Origin of the sequence: Streptomyces sp. NPDC096079 (assembly GCF_040303145.1) — a bacterium.
Classification (GTDB): domain Bacteria; phylum Actinomycetota; class Actinomycetes; order Streptomycetales; family Streptomycetaceae; genus Streptomyces.
This window is the reverse complement of sequence record NZ_JBEOST010000029.1, coordinates 38,969-62,861: the sequence shown is the minus strand read 5'-3', so window position 1 is coordinate 62,861 and position 23,893 is coordinate 38,969. Positions and strand designations below refer to the sequence as shown.

19 protein-coding genes are annotated in these 23,893 nt (G+C 73.7%); 15 read left to right on the top strand and 4 right to left on the bottom strand.

The genetic code is table 11. From position 1 onward, the window contains the following. The first annotated feature begins 4 nt into the window (after positions 1 to 4). Together ABTY59_RS34415 and ABTY59_RS34410 are read left to right on the top strand one after the other, a co-directional pair. The gene (locus ABTY59_RS34415) at positions 5 to 892 is read left to right on the top strand and encodes an amino acid ABC transporter permease (RefSeq protein WP_352023059.1); all 888 of its coding nucleotides are present in this window, start codon (positions 5 to 7) and stop codon (positions 890 to 892) included. Beyond that, positions 889 to 1,632, top strand: coding sequence for an amino acid ABC transporter ATP-binding protein (locus tag ABTY59_RS34410; RefSeq protein WP_352023058.1), 744 nt, complete (start codon positions 889 to 891; stop codon positions 1,630 to 1,632). The genes ABTY59_RS34415 and ABTY59_RS34410 overlap by 4 nt, the downstream gene beginning before the upstream one ends. 106 nt (positions 1,633 to 1,738) lie before the next feature. Here ABTY59_RS34410 and ABTY59_RS34405 read toward each other — a convergent pair whose 3' ends face one another. Together ABTY59_RS34405 and ABTY59_RS34400 are read right to left on the bottom strand one after the other, a co-directional pair. Further along, complete coding sequence (locus ABTY59_RS34405) at positions 1,739 to 2,863, bottom strand: DUF3103 family protein (RefSeq protein ID WP_352023057.1); 1,125 nt, start codon at positions 2,861 to 2,863, stop codon at positions 1,739 to 1,741. 225 nt (positions 2,864 to 3,088) lie between these two features. Beyond that, positions 3,089 to 4,627, bottom strand: a complete 1,539-nt coding sequence (locus ABTY59_RS34400; protein ID WP_352023056.1) for an alpha/beta hydrolase — start codon at positions 4,625 to 4,627, stop codon at positions 3,089 to 3,091. Between the two features lie 397 nt (positions 4,628 to 5,024). Here ABTY59_RS34400 and ABTY59_RS34395 point away from each other — a divergent pair, with 397 nt between their 5' ends. Beyond that, on the top strand, positions 5,025 to 6,320 hold the full coding sequence (locus ABTY59_RS34395) for a globin domain-containing protein (RefSeq protein ID WP_352023055.1): 1,296 nt from the start codon (positions 5,025 to 5,027) through the stop codon (positions 6,318 to 6,320). Beyond that, the gene (locus tag ABTY59_RS34390) at positions 6,317 to 7,195 is read left to right on the top strand and encodes a pyridoxamine 5'-phosphate oxidase family protein (RefSeq protein ID WP_502995465.1); all 879 of its coding nucleotides are present in this window, start codon (positions 6,317 to 6,319) and stop codon (positions 7,193 to 7,195) included. The genes ABTY59_RS34395 and ABTY59_RS34390 overlap by 4 nt, the downstream gene beginning before the upstream one ends. A 24-nt stretch (positions 7,196 to 7,219) precedes the next feature. Here the strand turns inward: ABTY59_RS34390 and ABTY59_RS34385 are convergent, their stop codons facing one another. After that, positions 7,220 to 8,872: an ABC-F family ATP-binding cassette domain-containing protein gene (locus tag ABTY59_RS34385; RefSeq protein ID WP_352023054.1), complete on the bottom strand. Its 1,653-nt coding sequence runs from the start codon at positions 8,870 to 8,872 to the stop codon at positions 7,220 to 7,222. Between the two features lie 211 nt (positions 8,873 to 9,083). On the opposite strand from ABTY59_RS34385, the gene ABTY59_RS34380 reads away from it, so the two are divergent. The 10 genes from ABTY59_RS34380 to ABTY59_RS34335 all read left to right on the top strand — a co-directional run bounded on the left by ABTY59_RS34380 (position 9,084) and on the right by ABTY59_RS34335 (position 21,679). Continuing rightward, the gene (locus ABTY59_RS34380; RefSeq protein ID WP_352023053.1) at positions 9,084 to 9,233 is read left to right on the top strand and encodes a hypothetical protein; all 150 of its coding nucleotides are present in this window, start codon (positions 9,084 to 9,086) and stop codon (positions 9,231 to 9,233) included. Positions 9,234 to 9,333: 100 nt separating this feature from the next. Then, the gene (locus ABTY59_RS34375; protein WP_352023052.1) at positions 9,334 to 10,983 is read left to right on the top strand and encodes an ABC transporter substrate-binding protein; all 1,650 of its coding nucleotides are present in this window, start codon (positions 9,334 to 9,336) and stop codon (positions 10,981 to 10,983) included. Positions 10,984 to 10,996: 13 nt separating this feature from the next. Then, a complete protein-coding gene (locus tag ABTY59_RS34370) occupies positions 10,997 to 11,767 on the top strand; it encodes a 2OG-Fe(II) oxygenase (RefSeq protein WP_352023051.1) in 771 nt (256 codons plus the stop codon). Position 11,768: 1 nt separating this feature from the next. Beyond that, positions 11,769 to 13,754 carry a B12-binding domain-containing radical SAM protein gene (locus ABTY59_RS34365; RefSeq protein WP_352023050.1) on the top strand — a complete coding sequence of 662 codons (1,986 nt, stop codon included), beginning with the start codon at positions 11,769 to 11,771 and terminating at the stop codon, positions 13,752 to 13,754. 59 nt (positions 13,755 to 13,813) lie between these two features. Continuing rightward, on the top strand, positions 13,814 to 14,572 hold the full coding sequence (locus ABTY59_RS34360) for a 2OG-Fe(II) oxygenase (RefSeq protein ID WP_352023049.1): 759 nt from the start codon (positions 13,814 to 13,816) through the stop codon (positions 14,570 to 14,572). A gap of 278 nt (positions 14,573 to 14,850) precedes the next feature. Beyond that, a complete protein-coding gene (locus ABTY59_RS34355) occupies positions 14,851 to 15,600 on the top strand; it encodes a HesA/MoeB/ThiF family protein (RefSeq protein WP_352023048.1) in 750 nt (249 codons plus the stop codon). Beyond that, a complete protein-coding gene (locus tag ABTY59_RS34350) occupies positions 15,576 to 17,018 on the top strand; it encodes an MFS transporter (RefSeq protein WP_352023047.1) in 1,443 nt (480 codons plus the stop codon). Before ABTY59_RS34355 ends, ABTY59_RS34350 begins: the two co-directional genes overlap by 25 nt. A gap of 7 nt (positions 17,019 to 17,025) precedes the next feature. Further along, the gene (locus ABTY59_RS34345) at positions 17,026 to 18,303 is read left to right on the top strand and encodes a M16 family metallopeptidase (RefSeq protein WP_352023046.1); all 1,278 of its coding nucleotides are present in this window, start codon (positions 17,026 to 17,028) and stop codon (positions 18,301 to 18,303) included. 227 nt (positions 18,304 to 18,530) lie between these two features. Beyond that, entirely contained in the window at positions 18,531 to 19,916 is a 1,386-nt protein-coding gene (locus ABTY59_RS34340) for a M16 family metallopeptidase (RefSeq protein WP_352023045.1), read from the top strand. Positions 19,917 to 20,089: 173 nt separating this feature from the next. Further along, entirely contained in the window at positions 20,090 to 21,679 is a 1,590-nt protein-coding gene (locus tag ABTY59_RS34335) for an SDR family oxidoreductase (protein WP_352023044.1), read from the top strand. On the opposite strand, the gene ABTY59_RS34330 is transcribed toward ABTY59_RS34335, so the two are convergent. Beyond that, positions 21,625 to 22,191: an RNA polymerase sigma factor gene (locus tag ABTY59_RS34330; protein ID WP_352023043.1), complete on the bottom strand. Its 567-nt coding sequence runs from the start codon at positions 22,189 to 22,191 to the stop codon at positions 21,625 to 21,627. The genes ABTY59_RS34335 and ABTY59_RS34330 overlap by 55 nt on opposite strands. 265 nt (positions 22,192 to 22,456) lie before the next feature. Between ABTY59_RS34330 and ABTY59_RS34325 the strand changes: the two genes are divergently transcribed. Beyond that, a complete protein-coding gene (locus tag ABTY59_RS34325) occupies positions 22,457 to 23,830 on the top strand; it encodes a cryptochrome/photolyase family protein (protein ID WP_352023042.1) in 1,374 nt (457 codons plus the stop codon). Positions 23,831 to 23,893: the final 63 nt, after the last annotated feature.

Here is a 23,893-nt window from a genome sequence, read left to right as displayed (position 1 = left end):
GACCGTGGACCTCACGAAGACCGCCGTGTCCCCGCCGGCGGACGACACCTACCGGCCCAGCGAGCACGAGCTGGAGCGGCAGCGGTTCCGCCGCTCCCGCAAGCGCCGCCACACCTGGATCTCCACCCTCTGCACCGTCCTCGGCCTGGTGGTCCTGGGCGTGGCAGCGGTCGCCTCGCCGGGATGGGAGCGCGTCGACAGCCTGTTCCTCGACGGCGCCGAGTTCCGGGCCGCGTTCCCCGAACTCCTGCGCGGCTTCTGGCTCAACATCCAGATGTTCCTCATCGCCGAGGTGCTGATCCTCGTCCTGGGGCTGCTGATCGCCCTCGTACGCGTCACCAAGGCACCGGGCCTCCAGCCCCTGCGGCTCGCGGCGACCGTGTACGTGGACGTCTTCCGCGGCGTACCGACCCTGCTGCTCGTCTTCCTCGTCGGATTCGGGCTGCCGGCCCTGCAACTCCAGGGCACCCCCTCCGAGCCGTGGGTGCTCGGTGTGATCGCCCTGGTCCTCTCCTACGCCGCCTACGTCGGGGAGGTCCTCCGGGCGGGGCTGAACTCCGTGCACCCCGCGCAGCGGAACGCGGCCAGGGCCCTCGGACTCAACGAGCGGCAGACCCTGCGGCACGTCGTCCTGCCCCAGGCCGTGCGCAATGTGCTCCCGCCCCTGCTGAACGACTTCATCGCCCTGCAGAAGGACACCGCGCTGGTCGCCGTGCTCGGACCGCTGGAGGTGCTGCGAGCGGCACAGATCAAGGCGGACTACGACTTCAACTACACCCCCTACCTGGGAGCGGCCCTCTTGTTCATCGCGGTGACCATTCCGCTGACCCGCTTCGCCGACCGGCTCCAGCGGCGAGCGGCACGGCGCACCTGGGCGGAGACGGGCCGATGAGCGGGCCGCTGCTGCGCATCCGCGGCCTTCGCAAGCAGTACGGATCCCGTCTCGTCCTGCGCTCCATCGATCTGGACGTCGCCGAGCACCAGGTCGTCTGCCTCATCGGCGGCTCGGGCTCGGGCAAGTCGACGCTGCTGCGGTGCGTGGACCTGCTGGAGGTCGTCGACGACGGCACCGTCCACCTCGGCGCGAGCGAACTGACGGACCCGCGCCTCGACCCCGACGTCGCCCGCAGGCGGATCGGCATCGTCTTCCAGGCGTACAACCTGTTCCCGCACCTGAGCGTGCTGGACAACATCACGCTCGCGCCCCGCCAGGTCCACGGCGTCCCCCGCAAGCAGGCCGAGGCGCACGCCCACGAGCTGCTGGCCCGGCTGGGCCTCGCGGACAAGGCGCGGGAACACCCCGACCGGCTGTCCGGCGGACAGCAGCAGCGCGCGGCGATCGCCCGCGCCCTGGCCACCGAGCCGGAGCTGCTGCTCTTCGACGAGATCACCTCGGCCCTCGACCCCGAACTCGTGGGCGAGGTGCTGGACGTCGTCGCGGACCTCAAGCAGCGCGGCCTCACCATCCTCATGGCGACGCACGAGATGGACTTCGCCCGGCACGTCGCGGACCGGGTCTGCTTCCTGGAGGACGGGGTCATCGTGGAGCAGGGCACCGCGGAGCAGGTGCTGACGGCGCCGCGGGAACAGGCGACGCGGCGCTTCCTCGCCCGGGCGCTCGACCGCTCCTGAGGGGTGTCGTGCCGATCGGCACAGGGCTCGCGGTGTCCGGCACCGCGAGCCCTGTGCCGCGGGGCCGGCCGCTGGCCGGCGTTCCGCGCGCCGAGCGGGGTGCGCGTCAGAGGGCGGAGACCCAGTAGCGGTCGAAGGTGAACCGGCCGTTGCCGCCGGCGCCGTCGCGGACGCCGGTGGTCTCGCGGGCCAGGGTGTACCAGGCGTCGACGAAGTCGGCGTCGTCGGTCCAGAAGGAGGACGGGATCGCGTCGACGACCGGGTCGACCAGCGGGACGTACGCGCCGAGGTCGGCGATGGTCAGCAGGGCCGCCGCGATGGCCTTGGCCAGGGCCGAGTAGTTGGTGTCGCCGTCGTCCTCCATCATCACGACGTCGGCCAGGTTGTACTTGTACTGCGACCAGTTCACGAGGATCTGGTTCGGGTAGTACGTGGTCTCCGCGTCGTCGAGGTACGGGTGGGTCACGGTGTCGACGCGGACCTTGCCGTCGAGTCCGAAGCCGCTGACGATGCTGAAGATCTCGGCGTCGCCCTTGATCCAGGTCTCCTTGTCGTCGTCGAGGCGTACCGAGGTGATGCGCGAGGTCCAGAACCCGGTGTCCGCCGTCGCGGCCGGGGCCGCGGCGGGCGCGGCGGTGGTGGAGACCCCGGCGGCGGCGAGTTCGCGCTCCAGGACGCGCACACCGGCCTCGACCGCCTTCGCCCCGTCGATGCCGACCACGTACACCGGCACGTCGGGGGTCCTGGACGGGTCCAGGGTGTGGGCACGGCCGTTCGTGTCGTACGCGGTGACGGGGGCGGCCTCGTCGTCGGACGGGGCGACGGCGACCAGCGGGGCGCGGCCGGAGTCCGCGGCACCGGTCAGGCTCACGGTGAGCAGTCCGCCCGTGCGGGCGCTCAGTCCCTTGGCCGCGAGCACGGAACGGTCGGCGGCGGCGACCTCGGCGGCGAGTGAAGCCGCGGCCCTGGTACGGGACGTGCCGGCCAGGGCGCTCAGACCGACCTCCCGCCCGCCCGCGACCGCCCGGTCGGTCTCGGCGCGCCAGGCGGAGTCGGCGAGCGAACGGGCCAGCGAACGGGCGACCGCGTCCTCGGCGCGGGTCACCGCGGGCACCTTCGCCGCACGGTCCGCCACGGGCGAGGCCGCGGCGGGGCCCTGGGTGGTCGTCACCACGAAACCGGCGAGCACGAGGCCGCACAGGGCCGTGCGGAACTGCTTTCTGACGGACAAGACATCCTCCAGCGAGAGTCGGACGGCAGACCCCGGTGTGCCGGGACATGCCGCAGACGCCGACCACGGGTGTGCGGTCGGCGCGGTGGTGCTGGGACGGGGCGCGACCATGATGGGGTACGACGCGTCTACGCGTATAGACCGCGCGGATGTCCGCGAGGGAAAGGCTTCGGTCCTGACGAGGGCCGGTGCGCCGCACCGGCCCTCGTCACGGGTCGCACGGCGTCAGGCCGCGCAGGTCGGGTCGTGGGCGGGGAGGCGGCCCGTGCTCAGGTAGGACGTGACGCGAGCGTCCACGCAGGCGTTGCCGTACTCGCCGTACAGGCCGTGCTGGCGCGCGCCCTTCACGGTGAGCAGCCGGGAGCTCGGCCACTGCTCGCGCAGGTCCTCGGCGCCGGCGTACAGGGTGCGGGGATCGTCCGTGGCGTTCACGAGCAGGGCCGGGACGTCGTTGTCGAGCACGGTCGGCGCCTCGACGGGCCGGTCCCAGAACTCGCAGGGCGTGATGTCGTTGGCCAGCGGGCCGGCGAGGGGGAACCGCTCGCGGGACTCCTCGACCGCGCGCCAGTAGCTGCCGACGCCGCGCCGCACGGCCACGTCGCCGCAGATGATCGCGGTCATCTGGCTGGAGGGCGCCGAGCCCGCTCCGGTCAGGAGGAACTCCAGCTGCCCGGCCAGCGCTTCGGACGGCTCGACCGGCTTCCGGTCCGCCGATCGGGCGAGGAGCCGTACGGTTTCGGCGAGGCCGGCGCGCCGCTCGTCGAGGTCGCTGCCGAGTCCGCCGATGAACAGGGACGGCAGGACGTGCTCGTCCAGCTCGTACGTCGTCCCGATCCGCAGCGGCGCTTCCCGGGCGGCGCGCAGGACGTGCCGCACCGTCGCCAGGACCTCGGCGCGCGTGGCGCCGAGCCCGTAGGCGCCGTTCCGCGCGGCCGCCCACGACGCCCACGCGCGCAGGGCGGCCTCGTTGGCCGCCTCGGCACCGCGCAGCAGCGTCTGGGTGTAGTGCGCGGGGGAGTTGACGCCGTCGAGCACCATGCGGTCGGTGCGGCCGGGGAAGAGCTGCGTGTAGGTCTCGCCGAGATAGCTGCCGTAGGAGTACCCGAGATACGAGAGCGTGCTCTCGCCGAGGACGGTGCGGAGGACGTCCATGTCGCGGGCGGTGTTGCGGGTGGTGACGTAGGGCAGCACGTCACCGTTCGTGCGTTTGCAGCGCTCGGCCAGGTCGCGCGCCAGGGCGACCTCTCCGCGGTACGCCGCCCGGTCCCCGCCCGCGGAGCGCACGAGCGCGGAGCCGAGGTCCCAGCCGCAGTCCAGCGGTGTGCTCCGGCCGACGAAGCGCGGGTCCATGCCGATCAGGTCGTAGCGGGCGGCGACCTCGCCCAGCACCCGCTTCTTGGTCAGCGGCATGTGGAGGCTGGGACCCGCGGGTCCGCCGTCGTTGAGCAGGAGCGCGCCGATGCGGTGGGAGGTGTCGGTGGCCTTCAGCCGGGACACGGCCACGGTGAGGGTGCGGCCGGCGGGATCGGCGTAGTCGAGGGGCACGGTGATGTCGGCGCAGTCGACGCCGGCGGCGTCGAGCGATCGGCCCAGCTCGTCGTCGGCGCCGAGGGCGCAGGCGTGCCAGTCGGCGCGTTGGGCGTGGAACCGGGCCAGCGGGTCGGTGGGCGAGGCGACGGCGGTGGCGGTGGCGGAGGCCGTGGAGGTGACGGCGAGCAGCGCCGCGGACATGACGAAGGCCTTGACGCGCAGGGAAGTTGACATACCCGCACGCTAGGGCGCCGGACTCCGCCCCGGCCTCCGGGAAAGCCCTGAATGGTGGTGGGGTCGGACCCCGATACCTCTCAGGTGAAGAACCTCCCGCGCATGTGGAGGAAGTCGGTGAAGAACGTGAGTCTTCCGTCCGCGAATCGTGTGCGGATCCAGGGCGAAGGGGTCGACGTCTCGGCCCGACTCATCGGTAACAATGCCCTGAGCTGCGGAAATGTCGATCCGACGGGCGCCGTCCAGGGCCCGGCCCTGTTCGATCGACCGATGTATGGTCGGCCCCGTTCACCTGACCGGGTGAATGTGGAGGGGGCGATTCAGCCCTTGAGGGCCGCGCTCGGCGACCGGCCCTGGACGAGAGACCGACCGCACACGTTCGAGGCGAGGCAGACCGATGGAAACTCCGGCCACCGCTTCGGGCGACGGCGACCGCACCGCCGGGGGAGCGGGCTGGTTCGGACGCGGTCCCCACACGCCCGCCCCGGTCACCGCACCCCGCGACGGCCACGGGTCCGCGCCCCGCTCCGTACCCCCGCAGCGGCGTCCCGCGCCGCCCGCCGACGCCGCGGGCACCTCCGGGACGGCACTGCTGCGCCGCACGATGGCGGAGATCGAACCGATCGCCGACACCGTCACCTCGTACTTCTACGCCCTGCTCTTCCTGCGGCACCCCGCCCTGCGGGCGCTCTTCCCCGCGGCGATGGACACCCAGCGCGACCGGCTGTTCAAAGCGCTGCTCACCGCCGCGACCCACGCGGACGACCCCGTCACCCTGACCGCGTACCTGACCGGGCTCGGCCGGGGCCACCGCAAGTACGGCACCCGGCCCGAGCACTACCCGGCCGTCGGCGAGGCCCTGATCGGCGCCCTCAGCCGTTACGCGCCGGCGACCTGGGGGCCCGGGACCGAAGCCGCGTGGGTCAGCGCGTACACGACCATCTCCCAGATCATGATCGACGCGGCGACGGCCGACGAGATGCACGCGCCCGCGTGGTGGCAGGCGGAAGTGGTCGCCCATGAGATGCGGACGAAGGAGATCGCGGTCGTCACGGTCCGCCCGGACCAGCCCTACCCCTTCCTCGCCGGGCAGTACACCGCCCTGGAGACGCCCTGGTGGCCCCGGGTGTGGCGGCACTACTCCTTCGCCTCGGCGCCCCGCTCCGACGGACTGCTCTCCTTCCACGTCAAGGCCGTACCGGCCGGCTGGGTCTCCAACGCGCTCGTCCACCGGGCCCACCCCGGAGACGTCCTGAGGCTCGGCGCACCGACCGGCTCCATGACGGTCGACCACACCACCGACAGCGGGCTGCTCTGCCTCGGCGGAGGCACCGGCATCGCGCCCATCAAGGCCCTGGTGGAGGACGTGGTGCAGCACGGCCGACGGCGTTCCGTCGACGTCTTCTACGGCGCCCGCCGCAACGACGACCTGTACGACTTCGACACCATGATGCGGCTGCAGCAGACGCACTCCTGGCTCTCGGTCCGGCCGGTCGTCGACGACCTCGCGGGGCTGTCCGGGGGACTCCCCGAGGCGGTGCGCGAGTACGGCTCGTGGCACACCCACGACGTGTACCTCTCCGGCCCGCCCGGAATGATCCGGCGCGGCGTCGACACCATGCTGGGCATGGGCGTCCCCTCCCATCGCATACGGCACGACTCCATCGAAGGACTGGTCGGGGCAACGACGTGAGCACTTTCGAACAGGCCGGGCAGGGCAACGCCCTGACGGCGCCCCTGCGCACCTCCCGTCCGGGCAGCGGCGGCGAACACCTCGTCCAGCAGCGCATGGGCACCGCCGAGCGCGCCGACCGCTTCTACGCCGAGCAGGTCCTCGACCGGCTCAACCCGCGCATGCGGGAGTTCGTGACGCGACAGGAGATGTTCTTCCTCGCCACCGCCGACCGGCGGGGCGAGTGCGACAACACCTTCCGCGCCGGCCCGCCCGGCTTCCTCCACGTCCTGGACGACACGACGCTCACCTATCCCGAGTACCGGGGCAACGGCGTCCACGCCAGCCTCGGGAACATCGCGGAGAACCCGCACGTCGGCGTCCTCATGGTCGACTTCCTCCGCGACCGCATCGGTCTCCACGTCAACGGCCGCGCCGATGTCGTGGCCGACGAGGTCATGCGCCGTTCCCACCCCGCGCTCCCGGTCGACCCCGTGCCCGGCCGGCGCGCCCTCGTCTGGGTGGTGATCACCGTCGAGGAGGCGTACATCCACTGCGCCAAGCACGTCCCGCACCTCCAGAGGGTCCCCGCGCGCGGCACGGGCCGCTCCTGGGGGACCGACGACGTGAAACGCAAGGGCGGGGACTTCTTCGGCGCGGCCGCCGACGCGGCCGAACGGGGGCCGTTCCTGCCGCCGCCCCGCGCGGACGCGGCGAGTTGGCGGGCCGAGGCGGAGCGCGTCCTCGCGAGGGCGGTACGGCAGGACCCGGGGACGGACGGCGGCGCGGCCCCCACCACCGGACCCCGGGCCGGGTCGGACCCCGGAACCGAGCGCGGAAGCGAGGCCGGGGCGACGGGCTTCAGCGGCTGGTTCAGCAGGAGTGCCCGCGGCTGAGCGCCTCCGCCCTCCACCGCGCGGTCAGGCCGGAACGCCCGGACCCCAGTACGGGCCGTCGTGCTCGCGGACGGCGCCGTCGTCGTCGAGCACGACGAACCGGTCGAAGGTACGGGCGAACCACCGGTCGTGGGTGACCGCGAGGACCGTACCCTCGAAGCGTTCGAGCGCGGCTTCGAGCGCCTCGGCGCTGTGCAGGTCCAGGTTGTCCGTCGGCTCGTCCAGCAACAGCAGCGTGGAACCCTGCAGTTCGAGCAGCAGGATCTGGAAGCGGGCCTGCTGGCCGCCGGACAGCGACTCGAAGGTCTGATCGGCCTGCGTCTGGAGCTCGTAGCGCCGCAGCGCCGACACGGCCGCGCCGCGCTCCCGCCCGTCCCGGTCACCGTCGCCCCGGCCCAGGATCTCCACCAGGGTGCGTCCGACCAGGTCCGGTCGCTGCTGGGTCTGTGCGAACCAGCCGGGCCTGACCCGCCCGCCGAGCCGGGCGGCACCCGCGTGGGCGACCGGCTCGCCGTGCCGGTCCGGCTCGTGGAGCTCCTGGTCGCTGCCGCCCGCCGCGAGCAGCCGCAGCAGATGGGACTTGCCGGTGCCGTTCGCGCCGAGCACGGCGACCCGCTCGCCGAAGTACACCTCCAGGTCGAACGGCCGGGTCAGCCCCTTCAGTTCGAGGCCCTCGCACCGCACCGCGCGGACCGCCGTGCGGTCGCCGCGCAGCCGCATCCGGACGTTCTGTTCGACCGGGCGCTCCGGCGGAGGGCCGGCCTCCTCGAAGCGGGCCAGCCGGGTCAGCGTCGCCCGGTACTTGCCCGCCATCGACGCGGAGGCCTTCGCCTGCTGCTGGAGGGTGCGGACCAGGTCCTTGAGCCGCTGGTGCTCCTCGGACCAGCGCCGGTGCAGCTCGTCCAGGCGCTCAAGGCGCGCCTCGCGGGCCTCGTGGTAGTCGCGGAAGCCGCCGCCGTGCACCCATACGCCACCGGCCTCCAGGGTGAGCACCCGGGTGGCGGTCGCGGCGAGCAGCTCGCGGTCATGGCTGACGTAGAGCACGGTCTTCGGGGAGGCCGCCATGGTCTCCTCCAGCTGCCGCTTGCCCGGCACGTCGAGGTAGTTGTCCGGCTCGTCGAGGAGCAGCACCTGTGCGCTGCCCCGGAACAGGGCCTCCAGGGCGAGCCGCTTCTGCTCGCCGCCGGACAGGGTGCGCAGCTCACGGAACCGGGCCCGGTCGAAGGGCAGCCGGAGCGCGGCCTCGGTGACGAGATCCCATTCCACCTCGGCGTCGTAACCGCCCGCGTCGCCCCATGCGGAAAGGGCCTCGGCATAGCGGAGCTGGACGGCCTCGCTGTCCGATTCCATCATGGCGAGTTCTGCTCTTTCCATGTCCGAAAACGCACGCCGCAATTCAGGGCGGGCGAGGGAGACCAGGAATTCGTGCACCGTGGTCGAATCCCGCACCGAACCGATGAACTGGGGCATCACTCCCAGCCCACCGACCACCCGGACCGTTCCGGATTCCGGCTTCAACTCGCCTGTGACCAGGCGCAACAGTGTCGTCTTGCCCATTCCGTTGGCGCCGATCAGGGCGACCTTGTCGCCGTCCCCGACCCGGAAGGACGCATCGTGAAAAAGCATCCGACCATCGGCCAACCAGTATTCAAGACCGGAAACCTCCAGAAACCCCATCGATCTCCCACCCCTCGCCGGCCGGTGTGACACACCTGAATCCGATCAATCTCTCACGGCGGTCTTGAGCGAGAGAAATTGGCGTGACACCGTCGCCACCGACCGCCCGTTCGGGGCACCTCCCCGACCGGGTCGGCGGCCACTGGGTGGCCGGATCGGGGCAACACCCCTGCCTCCGGCCCCCCGTCCACTCGAAGAGAGGGGAACCACCATGGAGTCCAACGCCCAGCGTCCGGAGACCGAGGAGACCGCCGAGCTGCGCCAGCAGGACACGGCCGGCACGCCGGAGCTCGAGACCGACGGTCTCGTGTTCAAGCGTGAGCTGCTGAACGAGTTCCTCGGCAACCGCGTGCGCAGCTGATCGCCGCCGCCGGACCCCGGGACCGAGCGGGTCCCGGGGCCCGGCGGCTCAGCCGACACCGTGCGGCGCACCGCCGCCAGCCGACCGACCGGGGGGAGTTGTGGCCGAAGTGGACATCCAGTACGCCCGATCCGACGGGCCCGACACCACCCTCGTCGTGGACCTCGACGCCTGGCCGCTCAGCCTGGACCCCTTCCACGTCGTGGACTTCAACCAGGCCACCGTCCTGGACGCCCTGGTCGACCCGCTCACCCGTGACCGCGCCGACGGTCCCGGCACGGAGCCGTCCGCACTCGTCTCCGTCACCCCGTCCGACGGGCCCGGCGAGGGACACACGTGGCTGCTGCGGCCTGCCCCCGGACAGCGCTGGGGCGACGGCAGCCCGGTCCGCCCCGAGGAGATCGCCGCCGGAGTCCACCGGGCCTGGGGACCCACCTGCCTGCCGCTGCCCGCCGCCCACGACCCCCACGGCACCGGCTCCCCGGTCACCACCCGCGTCGTCCCCGACCCGGACGACGGCGCTCCCGTCGTCGAACTGCGCTCCGCGCTGCCGCTGCCCTATCTGCCGCAGCTGCTCGCCTTCCCCGGCGCCGCTCCGGTCCGCGAGACGCCCGACGGCGGCTGGACCGCGAGCGGCCCCTTCCGGCCGGTCCTGGCCGACCGCGCGCGGGGCCGGATCGAGCTGCGCCGCAAGCCGTCCCGCCGCACCGGGCCCGGCACCCCGCGGCGGCTCGCCTTCCAGGTGTACGCCGACCGGTCCGCCGCCTTCGCCGCCCTGGCCGACGGCCGCCTCGACCTCTCCGTCAACACCGGCCTCACGCCCGACCGGTTCACCGAGGCCGCCGCCCGCCCCGGCGCGACCGTCCGCGCACTGTCCATGGCGTGTCAGCTGTGGGTGCGTCCCGGCCTCGACAGCCCGCTCGCCACCCCGGCCGGACGACGCGCCTTCTCCGCCGGCTTCGACCGGCGGTCCGCCGGCGCCCGCCTGTGCGGGGCGGCCCTCCCGCTCCCGCGCTACTCGGCCCTGTGGGAGCCGCGGGCGGGCGGCTCCGACGACGGAGGCCCCGCCGGTCCGTCGCTCCCCGGACGCCTCCCGCCACCGGGTCGGCGCGCCGAACTCGCCCTGAGCTACGCGGACTTCGCGCCGAACGGCGAGGCCGCCGCCCTCGTGGCGTCGGACCTCCAAGCCCGCTTCGGCCATCCCGTACGGCTCCGCCCGCTGTCGTACGAGGCCTTCGCGCGGGCCGCCGCCACGCTCGACTACGAGCTGTTGTACGCCATCAACCCGGCCCCGCTGGCCCATGTGGCGGGCTTCCTCACCGGCTTCCACAGCACCGCGGGACAGGCCCGCGCCCTCGGGTTCGCCGAGCCGGCCGTGGACGCGGCGCTCGACCGGGCGCTGGGCGCGGCCGGGGGGCCGGAGTCGGAGCAGGCCTGGCGGGAGGCGGAGGCCGTCGTGCTCGACCACGCGCCGGTGGTGCCGCTGTTCCAGGTCAACAGCGTCACCCTGACCGGACCGGGACACCCCGCCCCGGCCGTGGCGGCCACGGGCGCCCTGCCCCTGGACGATCTCACCCGTACCGCCGTGCCGGGCACCCACGCCGCATCCCTGGACGATCTCACCCGTACCGCCGTGGCGGGCACCCACGCCGCATCCCTGGACGATCTCACCCGTACCGCCGTGGCGGGCCCCCGCGCCGCATCCCTGGCCGACCCCGCCCGAACCGCCGTGCCCGTCCGCGACCACTGAAGGGCCGAACAGCATGACGCGCAGCCCGGCCACCACGGCCCCCGGCACCCCCGCTCCTGACACCCCGTTGCGCCCCGTCGACCGTTCTCCCGCCGAACTCGACGCACTGGCCGCTCTGCTGACCGCCCGGCCCGCCCGTCCCGTCCACCTCGACGGCTTCCTGCCCGAGACGCAGGCGCGGGCGCTCGGCGAGACCGTGCGGGCCATGCCCACGTGGGAGACCTCGGCCGTCCTGTGGGATGCGGACCGGCGCGCCACCCGGCCGGTGACGCCCGACGAATGGCGCGCGGCCGCACCCGAGGAGCGGGCCGCCGTGCGTGACGTCGCCCGGGGCATCCCGGCCCTGTTCGACGAGGACTCGCCGTACCCGGCCCAGTACCGCGCCCGGCTCTCCGACTTCTTCGTCTTCGCCGGCATGGGCACGGCCCTCCGCGACGTGCTGGACCGGTGGACGGCCCCGGGCGGGCCGCTGACCACCAACGTCGAGTTCGCGCGCTACCGGCGCGGCGACACCCTAGGCGAGCACTCCGACGCCGAGTCGGACACCCTGTTCGTCCTCAACCTGTACCTGGACCCCGGCTACGGGACGGACGACGGCGGCATCCTCGGCTTCCGTGACGAGGAGGGCCGCGAGCACCTGATGCCGCCCCGGTTCAACAGCCTGTCCGTCATGCCGATCCGGCCGGGCTGCGTCCACTGGGTCACCCCCTGGCGCGCCGACCGCGTCGGACGCCACACGGTCAGCATCGCCGCCGTACCCGCGACTCCCGGTGAGGTGAAGTGACATGACACCCGGCACACCCGGCACACCGGACGGCAACCCCGGGCCCGACGCGCCCCCCGCGCGCGACGGCTCCGTCGTCCTGGCCTTCCCCCCGCTGGTCGAGTCCAGCTTCGGCCGCTACTTCCCGTCGACCGCCGTCCTCGCCGGCTTCCTGCAGAGCCGCAAGGTCCGCACCCACCAGTGGGACCTCAACGAGGAGTTCGCCCTGCACCTGCTCGACCCCGGCCACCTGGCCGAGGCGGGCGCCGGCCGGCTCGTCGGACTGGAGGGCCGCCACCCCGAGGAGATGAGCGCCGTCGCGGGCCGCTGGCTCGCCCGCCACCGCGACGCCCTCTTCGACGAGCGCGGCCGCCACACCTTCGCCGCCGCGTCCGGCCCGGAGTTCCTGCTGTCCGCCCTGGCGCGGCCGTACCTCATCGACCCCGAGGCCGAGTGGCTGACCGACCCGGCGCTGCTGCGCTCGGACCGGACGCTGGTCTACCGCGCGTACTACGCCTCGCTCGGCCTCGCCGACCGGCTGCCCGGTGACACCCGGCTCCTGGGCGTGTCCGTCCCCATGGGCCCGCAGCTCGTGCCCGCGCTGCTGCTCGCCGAGGCCGTCAGGCAGGTCCGGCCCGATGTGCGGATCGTGCTCGGCGGCCCGACGCTCTCCCTGATGAACGAGCACGACCTCGCCCGCCTGCTCGACGTCCACCGCCAGGTCGACGCGGTCGTGCGCTTCGACGGGGAGGCCCCGCTCCTCGCCCTGTGGCGGCAGGCCGACGGCGGAGCATGGCGGCCGGGCGAGGTCGCGGGCGTCTCCGCCCTCGTCGACGGGACCCCCGTCCACACCCCGCCCACGGCGGGCCTGCACCCCAACGCGCTGCCGCCCGCCGCGTACGACCCCGTGCTCATGGCCCGGCTCGTCGGCCCCGAGATGGGCATCGTCCAGGCGCGCGGCTGCTACTGGGGCAAGTGCGACTACTGCGACTTCGTCGAACTGTACGACGGCTCCCCGCCCTACCGGGGGCGCTCCGTGCAGAGCTTCATGGCCGAGCTGGAGCACCAGGTCAGCACCCACGGGGTGCGCCGCTTCGAGCTGATCACCGAGTCGATCCCGCCCGCGTTCGCCCGCCGCTTCGCCCAGGCGGTCCTCGACCGGGGCCTGGACATCACCTGGAACTCCTTCGCCATGGTGGACCGGCGCTTCGACGCCGAACTGCTCCAGCTGATGGTCAGGGCCGGCTGCGAGTACCTCGTCATCGGCATGGAGACCACCAACACCCGCGTCCTGAAGCTCGTCCACAAGTCCGCCGACCGCGAGGAGAACCTCCGCTTCATCCGCGAGGCCCACCAGGCCGGCATGAAGCTGCGGATCAACCTGATCCCCGACCTGCCCTCCACCACCGTGGAGGAGGCCATGGAGTCCCTGCGGGACGTCGCCGAACTCGCCGACTGCATCGAGTCCTTCACCGTCTTCCCGTTCGAGGCGACCCGCTCGTCCGAGGTGGGCCGCCACCCCGAACGCTTCGGCCTGGTCGTCGGCGGCGACGGGACCGGGCTCGCCAACCAGGCGCAGTACGCGCTCAACCACCTGGGCAACATCGACCCGGCGATGACGCGCGAGGAGCGCACCGGCGTCCACCGCGCCTACCAGGACTTCGCGATCGGCCACGGCTCCGCCCACATGCGCCGCACCGGCGACGAGTTCCTCGACCGGCTGCCCGGCGAGGGCGAGGCGTTCCGGCTGGGCGTGGCGTCCCTGGACGTCCTGCCGCGCGGTGACGAGCTGGTCGTCACGCACGTCCTGCGACGCGAGCGGACCGTCCTTCCCGCCGCCGTGGCCCGGGGGCTCACCCCCTGGCTGGACGGCACACCCCTGACGCGCCGCGACCTCACGCAGGCGTACGGAGCGGCCGGCGGCGCCGCCGTCCTGCGGCAGCTCGTCGAGGCCCGGCTGCTGACCGCCGTCGCCGCCACCGGACGCCCGGAGCCCGCCCTGACCTGACCCCGCCCCTGCTCCGCAACCGGCCGCCAGCCCCTCCACCCCCGTCCGTGAGGAGAACCATGTCCAGCACCACGACACGGTCGTCGTCGCCCGTTCCGCCGGCCCTCGCCGGCGCCGCCCCCTACGTCGCGCCTCGGTACCTGACCGAGTCCACGGTCGAGCGGCTGCGCGACTGGTACCACGGGGACCCGGTCCACCCCCTGCAGCTGCGGGACTTCCTGCGCCCCGAGTTCGCCACGGACCTCGCCGCCGCGATGCGCGCCATCCCCACCTGGTCGCGGCACGCCGCCACGTACGAAGGACGCCTGGGCAAGACCGAGTTCTGGGACGACGAGGTCGACGAGCAGGACGACGTCACCATCGCCCAGTTCGTCGTCAAGGACATCCACGCCCTGCTCGACGAGGGCGCCATGGACCCCGGGCACCAGCGCACCCTGCAGGAGTTCTTCGTCTTCTCCGTGCTGACCGACGCCCTGCGCGACTGGATCGGCTCCGGCACCGGCCTCGTCCTGCGCAAGCACACCACCATGGAACTGGCCGCGTACCGCCGCTCCGACGCCCTGGGCGCCCACCAGGACCTGGTGCCCGGCCGGGTCCTCGCGGTCAACTTCTACCTCGACGAGGAGTACACCCCCGAGTCCGGCGGACGGCTCGCCTTCCGCAACGGACAGGACCAGGAGTTCTTCGTCGAACCCGTCTTCAACAGCGTCTCCCTCATGCCCATCCGCGAGGACTGCTGGCACTGGGTCGAGCCCTTCACCCGGGACGCCGTCGGCCGCTACACCATCGCCATGGGGCAGCACCTGGAGGGGAGCTGAACACCGTCCGCCTGCTGCCCGCCGTCGCCGTCCACGAGACCCCGGACGAGACGCTGCTGACCCTCGGCCCCCGGCTGCTCCGCATCGGCGGGGCCCGGCCGGGCCTGGGCGAGGCGCTGCTGCGCCTGCGCGAAGGCACCACGCGGGAGGCGCTCGGGGCCGCCTGGCGCCCCGGCGCTGCCACCGCGCTCCTCGACCAGCTCCGGGACCTCGGCTGGGTCACGACCGAACCGGCCGCGACCGCCGCGGACTTCGCGGGCCGGACGTACGAGCGGCAGGTGGACTACCTCGGCCTGTTCACCCCCGACACCGGCGCGGCCCAGCACCGGCTGATCACCGCGCGGATCGGGGTGATCGGCCTCGGCGGGCTCGGCGGCATCGTCGCCCAGCACCTGGCGGCGGCCGGCGTGGGACGGTTCTGGCTCGTCGACGACGACCGGGTGGCCCCGCACAACCTCAACCGGCAGTTCACGTACACCCGTTCCGACCTGGGACGGCCCAAGACCGAGGCCCTGGCCGACTATCTGGTCTCGATCCGGACCGACGTCGAGACCACCGGCGTACGGAGACGGATCACCGTCGCCGGAGACCTCGCCGCCGCCCTGCCCGACGACCTGGACCTGGTGGTCGTGGCCGCCGACACCCCGCCCGAACTGCCCGCCGTGGTCGCGGAGTGGGCGGCCGGAACCGGCACGCCGACGACGATCGGCGCGGTCGGCGTCGGCGTCGGCCTGTGGGGCCCGGTGCTCGACCCCGCCGGGGGCGGCTGCTGGACCTGCTTCGAACGCGACCGGCGCGGCGGCCTGACCGACCGCGAACGGGACGTCGAGGACCGGTCCACCGCACCCGCCCCCTTCTCCTTCGGCCCCGCCAATACAGTGGTCGCCGCCATGCTCGCGCATGACATCGTCGAGTTCCTGTGCAGCGGAACGTGCCCCACGCTGGGCCGGCGGGCGGCCTTGGACTTCACGCGCCAGCAGATCACCCACAGCGAAGAGAGCACATGCACGTGTCCGACGACCTCATGACCGATCAGCAGCAGGTACCGGAGCAGCGGAAGCCGAAGGGGAGGGCGAAGGAGAAACCGAGGAAGGCCCCTTTCCGGGGCACCGGGTTCCTCCGCCTCTGGTCCGGCGAGACCCTGTCCCTCGCCGGCACCGAGATCACCTTCATGGCGATCGGCATCACCGCCGTCACCACCCTCGCGGCCACCCCGTGGCAGATGGGCGTCCTGGAAGCCGCCGAATCCGCCGCCGTGCTGCTGCTCGGACTGTCGGCGGGCGTCTGGGCGGACCGGTACGAGCGGCGCGCCCTCATGATCGTGTCCAACGTGGCCCGGGGACTGCTGCTCTTCGCGATCCCCCTGCTCTTCTGGCTCGACGCGCTCACCATGCCGGTGCTGTACGCGGTGGTCTTCCTGGTCGGCGCGTTCACCCTGCTCTTCGACAGCGCCATGTCGGCCTATCTGCCCCGGCTGCTGCCACGCCGCCAACTGGAGCGCGCCAACTCGTGGATGGAGGCCAGCACCTCCGTCGGCACCGTCGCGGGACCGGGCCTCGCCGGTCTGCTCATCCAGGTGATGAGCGCCCCCGTCGCCCTGGTCGTGGACTGCCTCTCGTACCTGGTCAGCTGCTTCACCCTGGCCGGTCTGCCGAAGGCCCCGCCGTCCGCCGACCCGGCGGACGCCGAGCAGGGCCCCGCAGGCGACGAGACCGGGACACCGGAGAAGGAGACGCACCGCAAGGCCGTGCTCAAGGGGCTGCGGGTGCTGCGCGACGACCGCATCCAGCGCCCGATGATCCTCGCCGCGACCCACTTCAACATCTTCCACGCGATGTTCTTCGCGGTGCACACCCTCTTCGTCCTCCGGGTCCTCGGCTTCAGTCCCGGCCTGCTCGGCGCCACCAGCATGGCGGGCGGCGTCGCCGGTCTGCTCGGCGCCTCCAGCACGCCCTTCCTCACCCGGCTGCTCGGCCAGGGCCGGGCCCTCGTCGTGGCGTACGCCGCCCCCGGCGCCTCGGCCGTCCTCGTCCCGCTCGCCGCGCAGGGGGACAACCGTCCGCTCGCCGTGTTCCTCGTGTCGGCGTCCACCTTCACCTGGACCTTCGCGGTCGTGGTCAACCTCGTCATCAGCGAGACCGTGAAGCAGAGCCTGGTCCCCGACCACCTCCTCGGCCGGGTCACCGCCACCACGCGTTTCGTCAGCTGGGGCTGCCAGCCGATCGGCGCCCTGCTCGGCGGCTGGCTCGGCGGACGCTTCGGCCTCGCCGAGGTCATGTACCTGTCGGCCGCCGGCCTCTTCACCTCGGCCCTCTGGCCGCTGCTCAGCCCGGTCCGCGCGCTGCGCGGCACCGATGGCGAGGAGGACGAGGACGCCGGCCCGCCGCCCGGAGCGGCCGACACCGACGAGCCGCAGGACACGACCGCGCCGCCCACCGAGCCGTAGGAGCACCGTGCCCGTCCTCAACCCCGTCCGCCACACCCTCGCCAACGGCCTGCGGGTGGTCGCCTCCCAGGACCCGACCGTGCCGGTGGCGGCGGTCTGCCTCTGGTACCGGGTGGGCTCCTGCGACGAGCCGCGCGGCCGGACCGGTCTCGCGCACCTCTTCGAGCACCTGATGTTCCAGGGCTCGACGCACGTGCCCGCCGGCGGACACACCGCGGCCGTCGAGGACGCGGGTGGGCACACCAACGCCGCCACCGGCTTCGAGCGCACCGCCTTCCACAGCCTCGTCCCGGTCGGGCAGCTGGAGCTCGTCCTCTGGCTGGAGGCCGACCGCATGGGGGGCCTGCCCGACGCCCTGACCGCCGAGAGCCTGGCCACCCAGCGGGACGTCGTGCTGAACGAGCGCCGCGAGCGGTACGACAACGTTCCGTACGGGACCGGCTGGGAGCGGTTGGTCTCCATGTCCTTCCCGGCGGGGCACCCCTTCCGCGCCCTGCCGGCCGGCAGCCCCGAGGACCTCGCGGAGGTCACCCTCGACGACTGCCGGGCGTTCTTCGGCCGCCACTACACCCCGGACCGGGCGATCCTCTCCGTCGTCGGCGACGTCGCCCCCGGGACGGTCATGGAGCTCGCCGAACGCCACTTCGGACACCTCCCGCCGTCCGGGACGGAGACCGCCCCCCTCACGGCGGGCGCCCCCACGCGCCCGGCCGAGGCGCGGCGGCACGTGGTGGAACCGGTACCGGGGCCCGCGTTCATGGCCGCCTACCAGCTCCCCCCGTACGGCACACCCGGCTGCGCCGCCGCCGACCTCGCCCTGACCCTCCTCGGCGGCATGAGCAGCCGGGGCCTGCACGACCGGCTGGTACGGCGCGACCAGCTCGCCCACACGGCGCGCGCCTCGCTGATGCCGCTCGTGCGGGCACCGTCCCTCGGCCAGCTCAACGTGCGGGCCCTCGCCGGGGCCGACCCGGCGACGGTGGAGCGCGCGGTGGACGAGGAGATCGACCGGCTCGCCGACGGCGGCGTCACCGAGGACGCCCTGGAGGGGGCCCGCGCCCAGATCCGCAGGGACTGGCACGACCGGCTCGCCCACCCGGCCGGCCGCGCCGACGAACTCTGCGCCCAGGAGGCGTACTTCGGCGACGCGACCCGCTGCGACCGGCACCTGGCGAGCGTGCTCGACGTCGGCGCGGCGGAGGTCGCCGCGGCGGCCGCCGAGCTGCTCGCCCCGGCGCGCCGGGCGGTCCTCACGTACGAGCCCGCGCGGGAGGCGGTTCGCTAGGCAGCGCCCGAACGCGCTCAGGCACCCGACCTGTCACCCGTGCCCGACCACGTACCCGACCTGTCACCCGTACCCGACCGCGTACCCGACCTGTCACCCGTACCCGACCTGTCACCTGTACCCGACCGCGCTCACGCACCCGACCTGTCACCCGTACCCGACCTGTCACCCGTACCCGACCTCGCCCTCGGTTCCCCGCCCGCAGGTCCTTCGCGAAGGGTCCCCGCATGACTGCGCCCGTCTCCGCCTCCCCGCCCCACCCGGCCGCCGCGGCGCGGCCGGAGCGGCCCGTGCCCGTTCCGGTGGAGCCGTGGCTCTTCCCGGCGCCGCACGTGGACGTGCTGGCGAACGGCGTGACCCTGCTGACCTGCGACCGCCCAGGTCAGGAGGTGCTGAGCGTCGAGATCGTCGTGGCCGCGCCGCTCGCCCTCGAACCCCGCGACCTGGAGGGCGTCCTCGGCATCACCACCAGTGCCCTGGTCGAGGGGGTGCCCGGCCTCAGCTCGCTGGACTTCATCCGCGAGCTGGAGAACTGCGGGGCGACCCTCGGGGTCGGCGCCGAACACGCCGGCCTCCGCATCACCCTCGACGTCCCGGTCACCCATCTGGGGCGTGCCCTGGCCCTGCTGGTCGACGCCCTGCGCGAACCGCTGCTCCCGGCCGCCTCGGTGGCCCGGCTCGTCCGCTCCCGCGTCCACGCCCTGACACGGAACCGGGCCGACCCCGAGCGGCGGGCCGCCCTGGAGCTGCACGGCGCGGTGTTCGACCCCGCCGACCGGCGCAGCCGCCCCGCGCGCGGCACGGAGGAGACGGTCCGCGGCATCGACCGGGACGCGGTCGTCGCCTGCCACCGCCGCTTCCTGCGGCCCGCCGCCACCACCGTCGTGGTCGCCGGCGACCTGGCGGGCAACGGCACGGAGGCGACGCTGCGCCGGGTCCTGAACGCGTGGGAGGGCGAGCCGGGAACCCTTCAGGCGCCGCCGGCCCCGCCCGTACGGGACGTCCCGGCGGTGATCGTGGTCGACCGGCCGGGGGCCGTCCAGACCCGGCTGGTCCTCGGCCGGGCCGCGACCGCGCGGACGGCACCCGGCTGGGACGCGCTGCTCATCGGGAACCACAGCCTCGGCGGCTCGGTCAACGCCCGCCTCGACCGGGAACTGCGCGAGACCAAGGGGTACACGTACGGCTTCCACAGCCGGCTCCTCGCCGTCGTGCAGCACTCGCTGGCGGTGGTGACCGGCGCGGTGGAGACCTCGGTGACGGGGGACGCGCTGACCGACGTCCGCCGCATCCTGCGGGACGTGGCCGAACACGGCATCACCGCGGGCGAGCGGGCGGCGGCGGTGGCGCAGATCGTGGACGCCGCGCCGCTGCGGTACCTCACGGCCTCAGCCGTCGCGGACGAGATCGCCGTGCTGGTCCTCGACGGCCGCGCGCCCGCCACGCTGCCGGGCGCGTTCCGGCGGGCCGCTGCCGTCACCGTGGAGGAGGCGTCGGCGGCCCTGCGGGAGGCGTTCGCGCCGGACCGGCTGGTCACGGTGGCGGTCGGCGACGCCGAGCGGATCGAGGACGCGGTCAGGGAGGCGGCGGGCCCGCCGGCCGGCGCGGCCTGAGGAGACGCACGGATCCGAGGAGGCCGCCGGAGCTCGGGAGCGTCGCCCGGCCACGGGCCGACGGGCGCCTTACGGTCGACGTGAGGCCGCCGGCGCATCCACGGGCGGCGGTACGCGCGAAGTGAGGTCCAGTGACGTGCGCACCGCGGCCCGTCCGAGGAACGGAGAACTCCATGGCCACGCCCTCGCCACCGTCAGACCCCCTCCGCTGCCTGGTCACCGGGGCCACCGGCTACATCGGCGGCCGACTCGTCCCCGAGCTGCTGAGCCGGGGACACCAGGTCCGCTGCCTCGCCCGGAGTCCGCACAAGCTCACCGACCTGCCCTGGTCCGGGGAGGCGGAGATCGTCCGCGGCGACGTCACGGACCCCGAAAGCCTCGGGCCCGCGCTGCGCGGCATCGACGTCGCCTACTACCTCGTCCACTCGATGACCTCGGGGACCGACTTCGAGCGGGCCGACCGCCGCGCCGCACGCACCTTCGCCGCCGAGGCCCGCGCCGCGGGCGTCCGGAGGATCGTCTACCTGGGCGGGCTCGTCCCCACGGACATCCCCGTGCGGGAGCTCTCCCCGCACCTCCGCTCCCGGACCGAAGTGGGCCGGATCCTGCTCGACTCCGGTGTCCCCACCACCGTGCTGCGCGCCGCCGTCGTCATCGGATCCGGCTCGGCGTCCTTCGAGATGCTCCGCTATCTGACGGAACGCCTGCCCGTGATGGTCACCCCCAGCTGGGTCGGCACCCGGGTCCAGCCCATCGCCGTGCGCGACGTCCTGCGCTACCTCGTCGGCAGCGCGACGATGCCGGACGACGTGAACCGGACGTTCGACATCGGCGGCCCCGACCTCCTCACGTACCGGGAGATGATGATCCGCTACGCCTCCGTCGCGGGGCTGCCCCGGCGGCTCATCGTCTCCGTACCCATGCTCACGCCGCGCCTGTCCAGCCAGTGGATCGGACTCGTCACGCCCGTGCCGGCGTCCCTGGCCCGGCCGCTCGCCGAGTCGCTGCGCTACGAGGTCGTCTGCTCCGAGCACGACATCAAGCGGTACGTCCCCGACCGACCAGAGTCCCCGATCCCCTTCGACCGGGCCCTGGACCTCGCGCTCCGACGCGTCCGCGACGCCCAGGTCACCACGCGCTGGTCCTCCGCGTCCCTGCCCGGCGCGCCCAGCGATCCGCTGCCCACCGACCCGGGATGGGCGGGCGGCAGCCTCTACACCGACCGGCGCTCCCGCACCGTCGACGCGAGCCCCGACGCGTTGTGGCGCGTCATCGAGGGCGTCGGAGGCGAGAACGGCTGGTACTCCTTCCCGCTGGCCTGGGCGGTGCGCGGCTGGTTCGACCGGCTCGTCGGGGGAGTGGGCCTGCGCCGTGGTCGGCGCGACGCCGAGCGGCTGCGGGTCGGTGACGCGCTGGACTTCTGGCGGGTCGAGGAGATCGAACGGGGACGGCTGCTGCGCCTGCGCGCCGAGATGCGGCTCCCCGGCCTCGCCTGGCTGGAGATGGCCGCGGACCGCGACGGCGACGGGCGCACGCGCTACCGGCAGCGCGCGCTGTTCCATCCGCGCGGACTGGCCGGACAGGTGTACTGGTGGAGCGTCGCGCCCTTCCACGCCGTGGTCTTCGGCGGCATGGCGAGGAACATCGCACGGACCGCCGAGAAGGCCGCCGGGACGCTCGGGCCGGAGGGGCCCTCCCGCGCGGGTGCTCAGGCGGACGCCTCCATCACCCGGCGCAGCGCCAGGAAGCCGCGGCGGATGTGACTCTTCACGGTGCCGAGCGGCAGCCCCGTCTCCCGGGAGATCTGGGCGTGCGTCATGTCCCCGTAGATGGTCATGCCGACCAGACGCCGCTGTACGGGCGACAGGGACGTCATCGTCTGCAGCACCATCACCCGGTCGAGGGTCAGCTCGCTCTCGTCACCGCCGAAGTGCCGGATCGAGGCCTCCTGCCTCCGGGCCACGGCCCGTTCGGTGGCCGCGCGGCGGGTGCGGCCGGCGAGGGCGTCGACGATGACGTGGCGGGTGATGCCCACGATCCACCCGGTGAGCGTGCCGCGCTCGCTGCGGTACCCCGCGCGTCCCCGCCACGCGGCGAGGAAGACCTGCTGCGTGACGTCCTCGGCGTCCTGGACGTTGCCGAGGGAGCGCCAGGCCAGGGTGTGCACCAGGGGGCCCAGCTGCTCGTACGCCAGGGCGAGGGCGTCCTCGTCCCCCGCGGCGAAACGGGCCGCGACGTCCTGCTGGGGTCCTTCGGCATACCGCGTGGCGTTCATGGCGTGCTCCTCGGTCGGAAGGGCCGGAAGGGCCGGAAGGGCGGGGCACCCCTCACCACGACGCTCCACCGAAACACCCTCGCTCGACAATGCGCGTCGAAAGTGCGTCGAATGGGACGGGCGGGGGCATCCGCGATCTCCACGGCGGGAGGACGGGCCCGCGACGTGCATCCGAGCCGCGCTCCCGCCGGGAAGTGACGGCAGCCCGGTGGTCGGCCGGCCGGGCTCCTCCGTACGTTCGACGGCCGATGTCCGGGAGTTCGTCATGACTGTTTCCGTGGTCCTGTTCACGTCGGACCTCCGCGTGCATGATCATCCGCCGCTGCGGGCCGCCGTGCAGGGCGCGCACGAGGTCGTTCCGCTGTTCGTCCGGGACCCCGCGGTCGACCGGGCGGGCTTCGCGGCCCCCAACCGACTGGCCTTCCTCGCGGACTGCCTCGCCGACCTCGACCGGGCACTCCAGGACCGGGGCGGCCGGCTGGTGGTGCGCGGTGGGGACACGGTCGCCGAGGTACGGGCCGTGGTCCGGCAGTCCCAGGCCGACGAGGTGCACGTCGCGGCCGGCCATTCCGCCTTCGCACGGGCCCGGCAGGAGGGACTCCGGCACGCCCTGGAGGCGGACGGCTGCCGTCTCTACGTGCACGACGCCGTGACCACCGCCGTACCGCCCGGCGACCTCACGCCCCAGGGGGCCGACCACTACGCCGTCTTCACCCCGTACTTCCGGCGCTGGAGCGAGGAACCCCTGCGCAAGCCCTTCCCGGCCCCGCGCGAGGTCAGGGTCCCGCACACGGTGCGCTCGGAGGGCCTCCCCGCACGATCGGAGGTGGCGGGCGTGTCCCCGGGCCTGGCAGCCGGCGGAGAGAGCGAGGGCCGCAAGCGGCTCACCTCCTGGCTGTCCCGGCACGTCGACGCCTATGAGGACCGCCATGACGACCTCGCCGGCGACGTGACGTCCAGGCTCTCCCCGTACCTGCACTTCGGCGCCCTCTCGCCCCTCGAAGCCGTGCACCGCGCCCGGACGCGCGGCGGGCCCGGCGCCGAGGCGTTCGTCCGGCAGCTGTGCTGGCGCGACTACTTCCAGCAGGTGCTGGCCGCCCGCCCCGAGACCGCGGCGGAGGACTACCGGCCCCGGCGCGACCGCTGGCGGCGCGACACGGACGCGCGCGCCGACCTGGACGCCTGGCGCGAGGGGAGGACCGGGTATCCGATCGTCGACGCCTCGATGCGCCAGCTCGCCCACGAGGGCTGGATGCACAACCGGGGACGCCTGATCACCGCCTCGTTCCTCGCCAAGACCCTCTACATCGACTGGCGGGAGGGCGCCCGTCACTTCCTCGGTCTCCTGGTGGACGGCGACGTGGCCAACAACCAGCTGAACTGGCAGTGGGTGGCGGGCACCGGCACCGACACCCGGCCCAACCGGGTCCTCAACCCGGTACGGCAGGGCCTGCGCTACGACCCCGAGGGCCGCTTCGTCCATCGCTGGGTCCCCGAGCTCGCCGAGCTGCCGGCGCCCGCCGTGCACCAGCCGTGGACCCTCACGGGACTGGACCGCGCCGCGTACGACTACCCGGACCCCCTCATCGAGCTCGCGGACGGCCTGGCCCGCTTCCGCCACGCCCGGGAGAAGGACTGACCGGGACGGGCGGGGTCTCCGGGACCGGGCGGCTGGGCGAACGCCCGGAAGACGCGGTGCGGT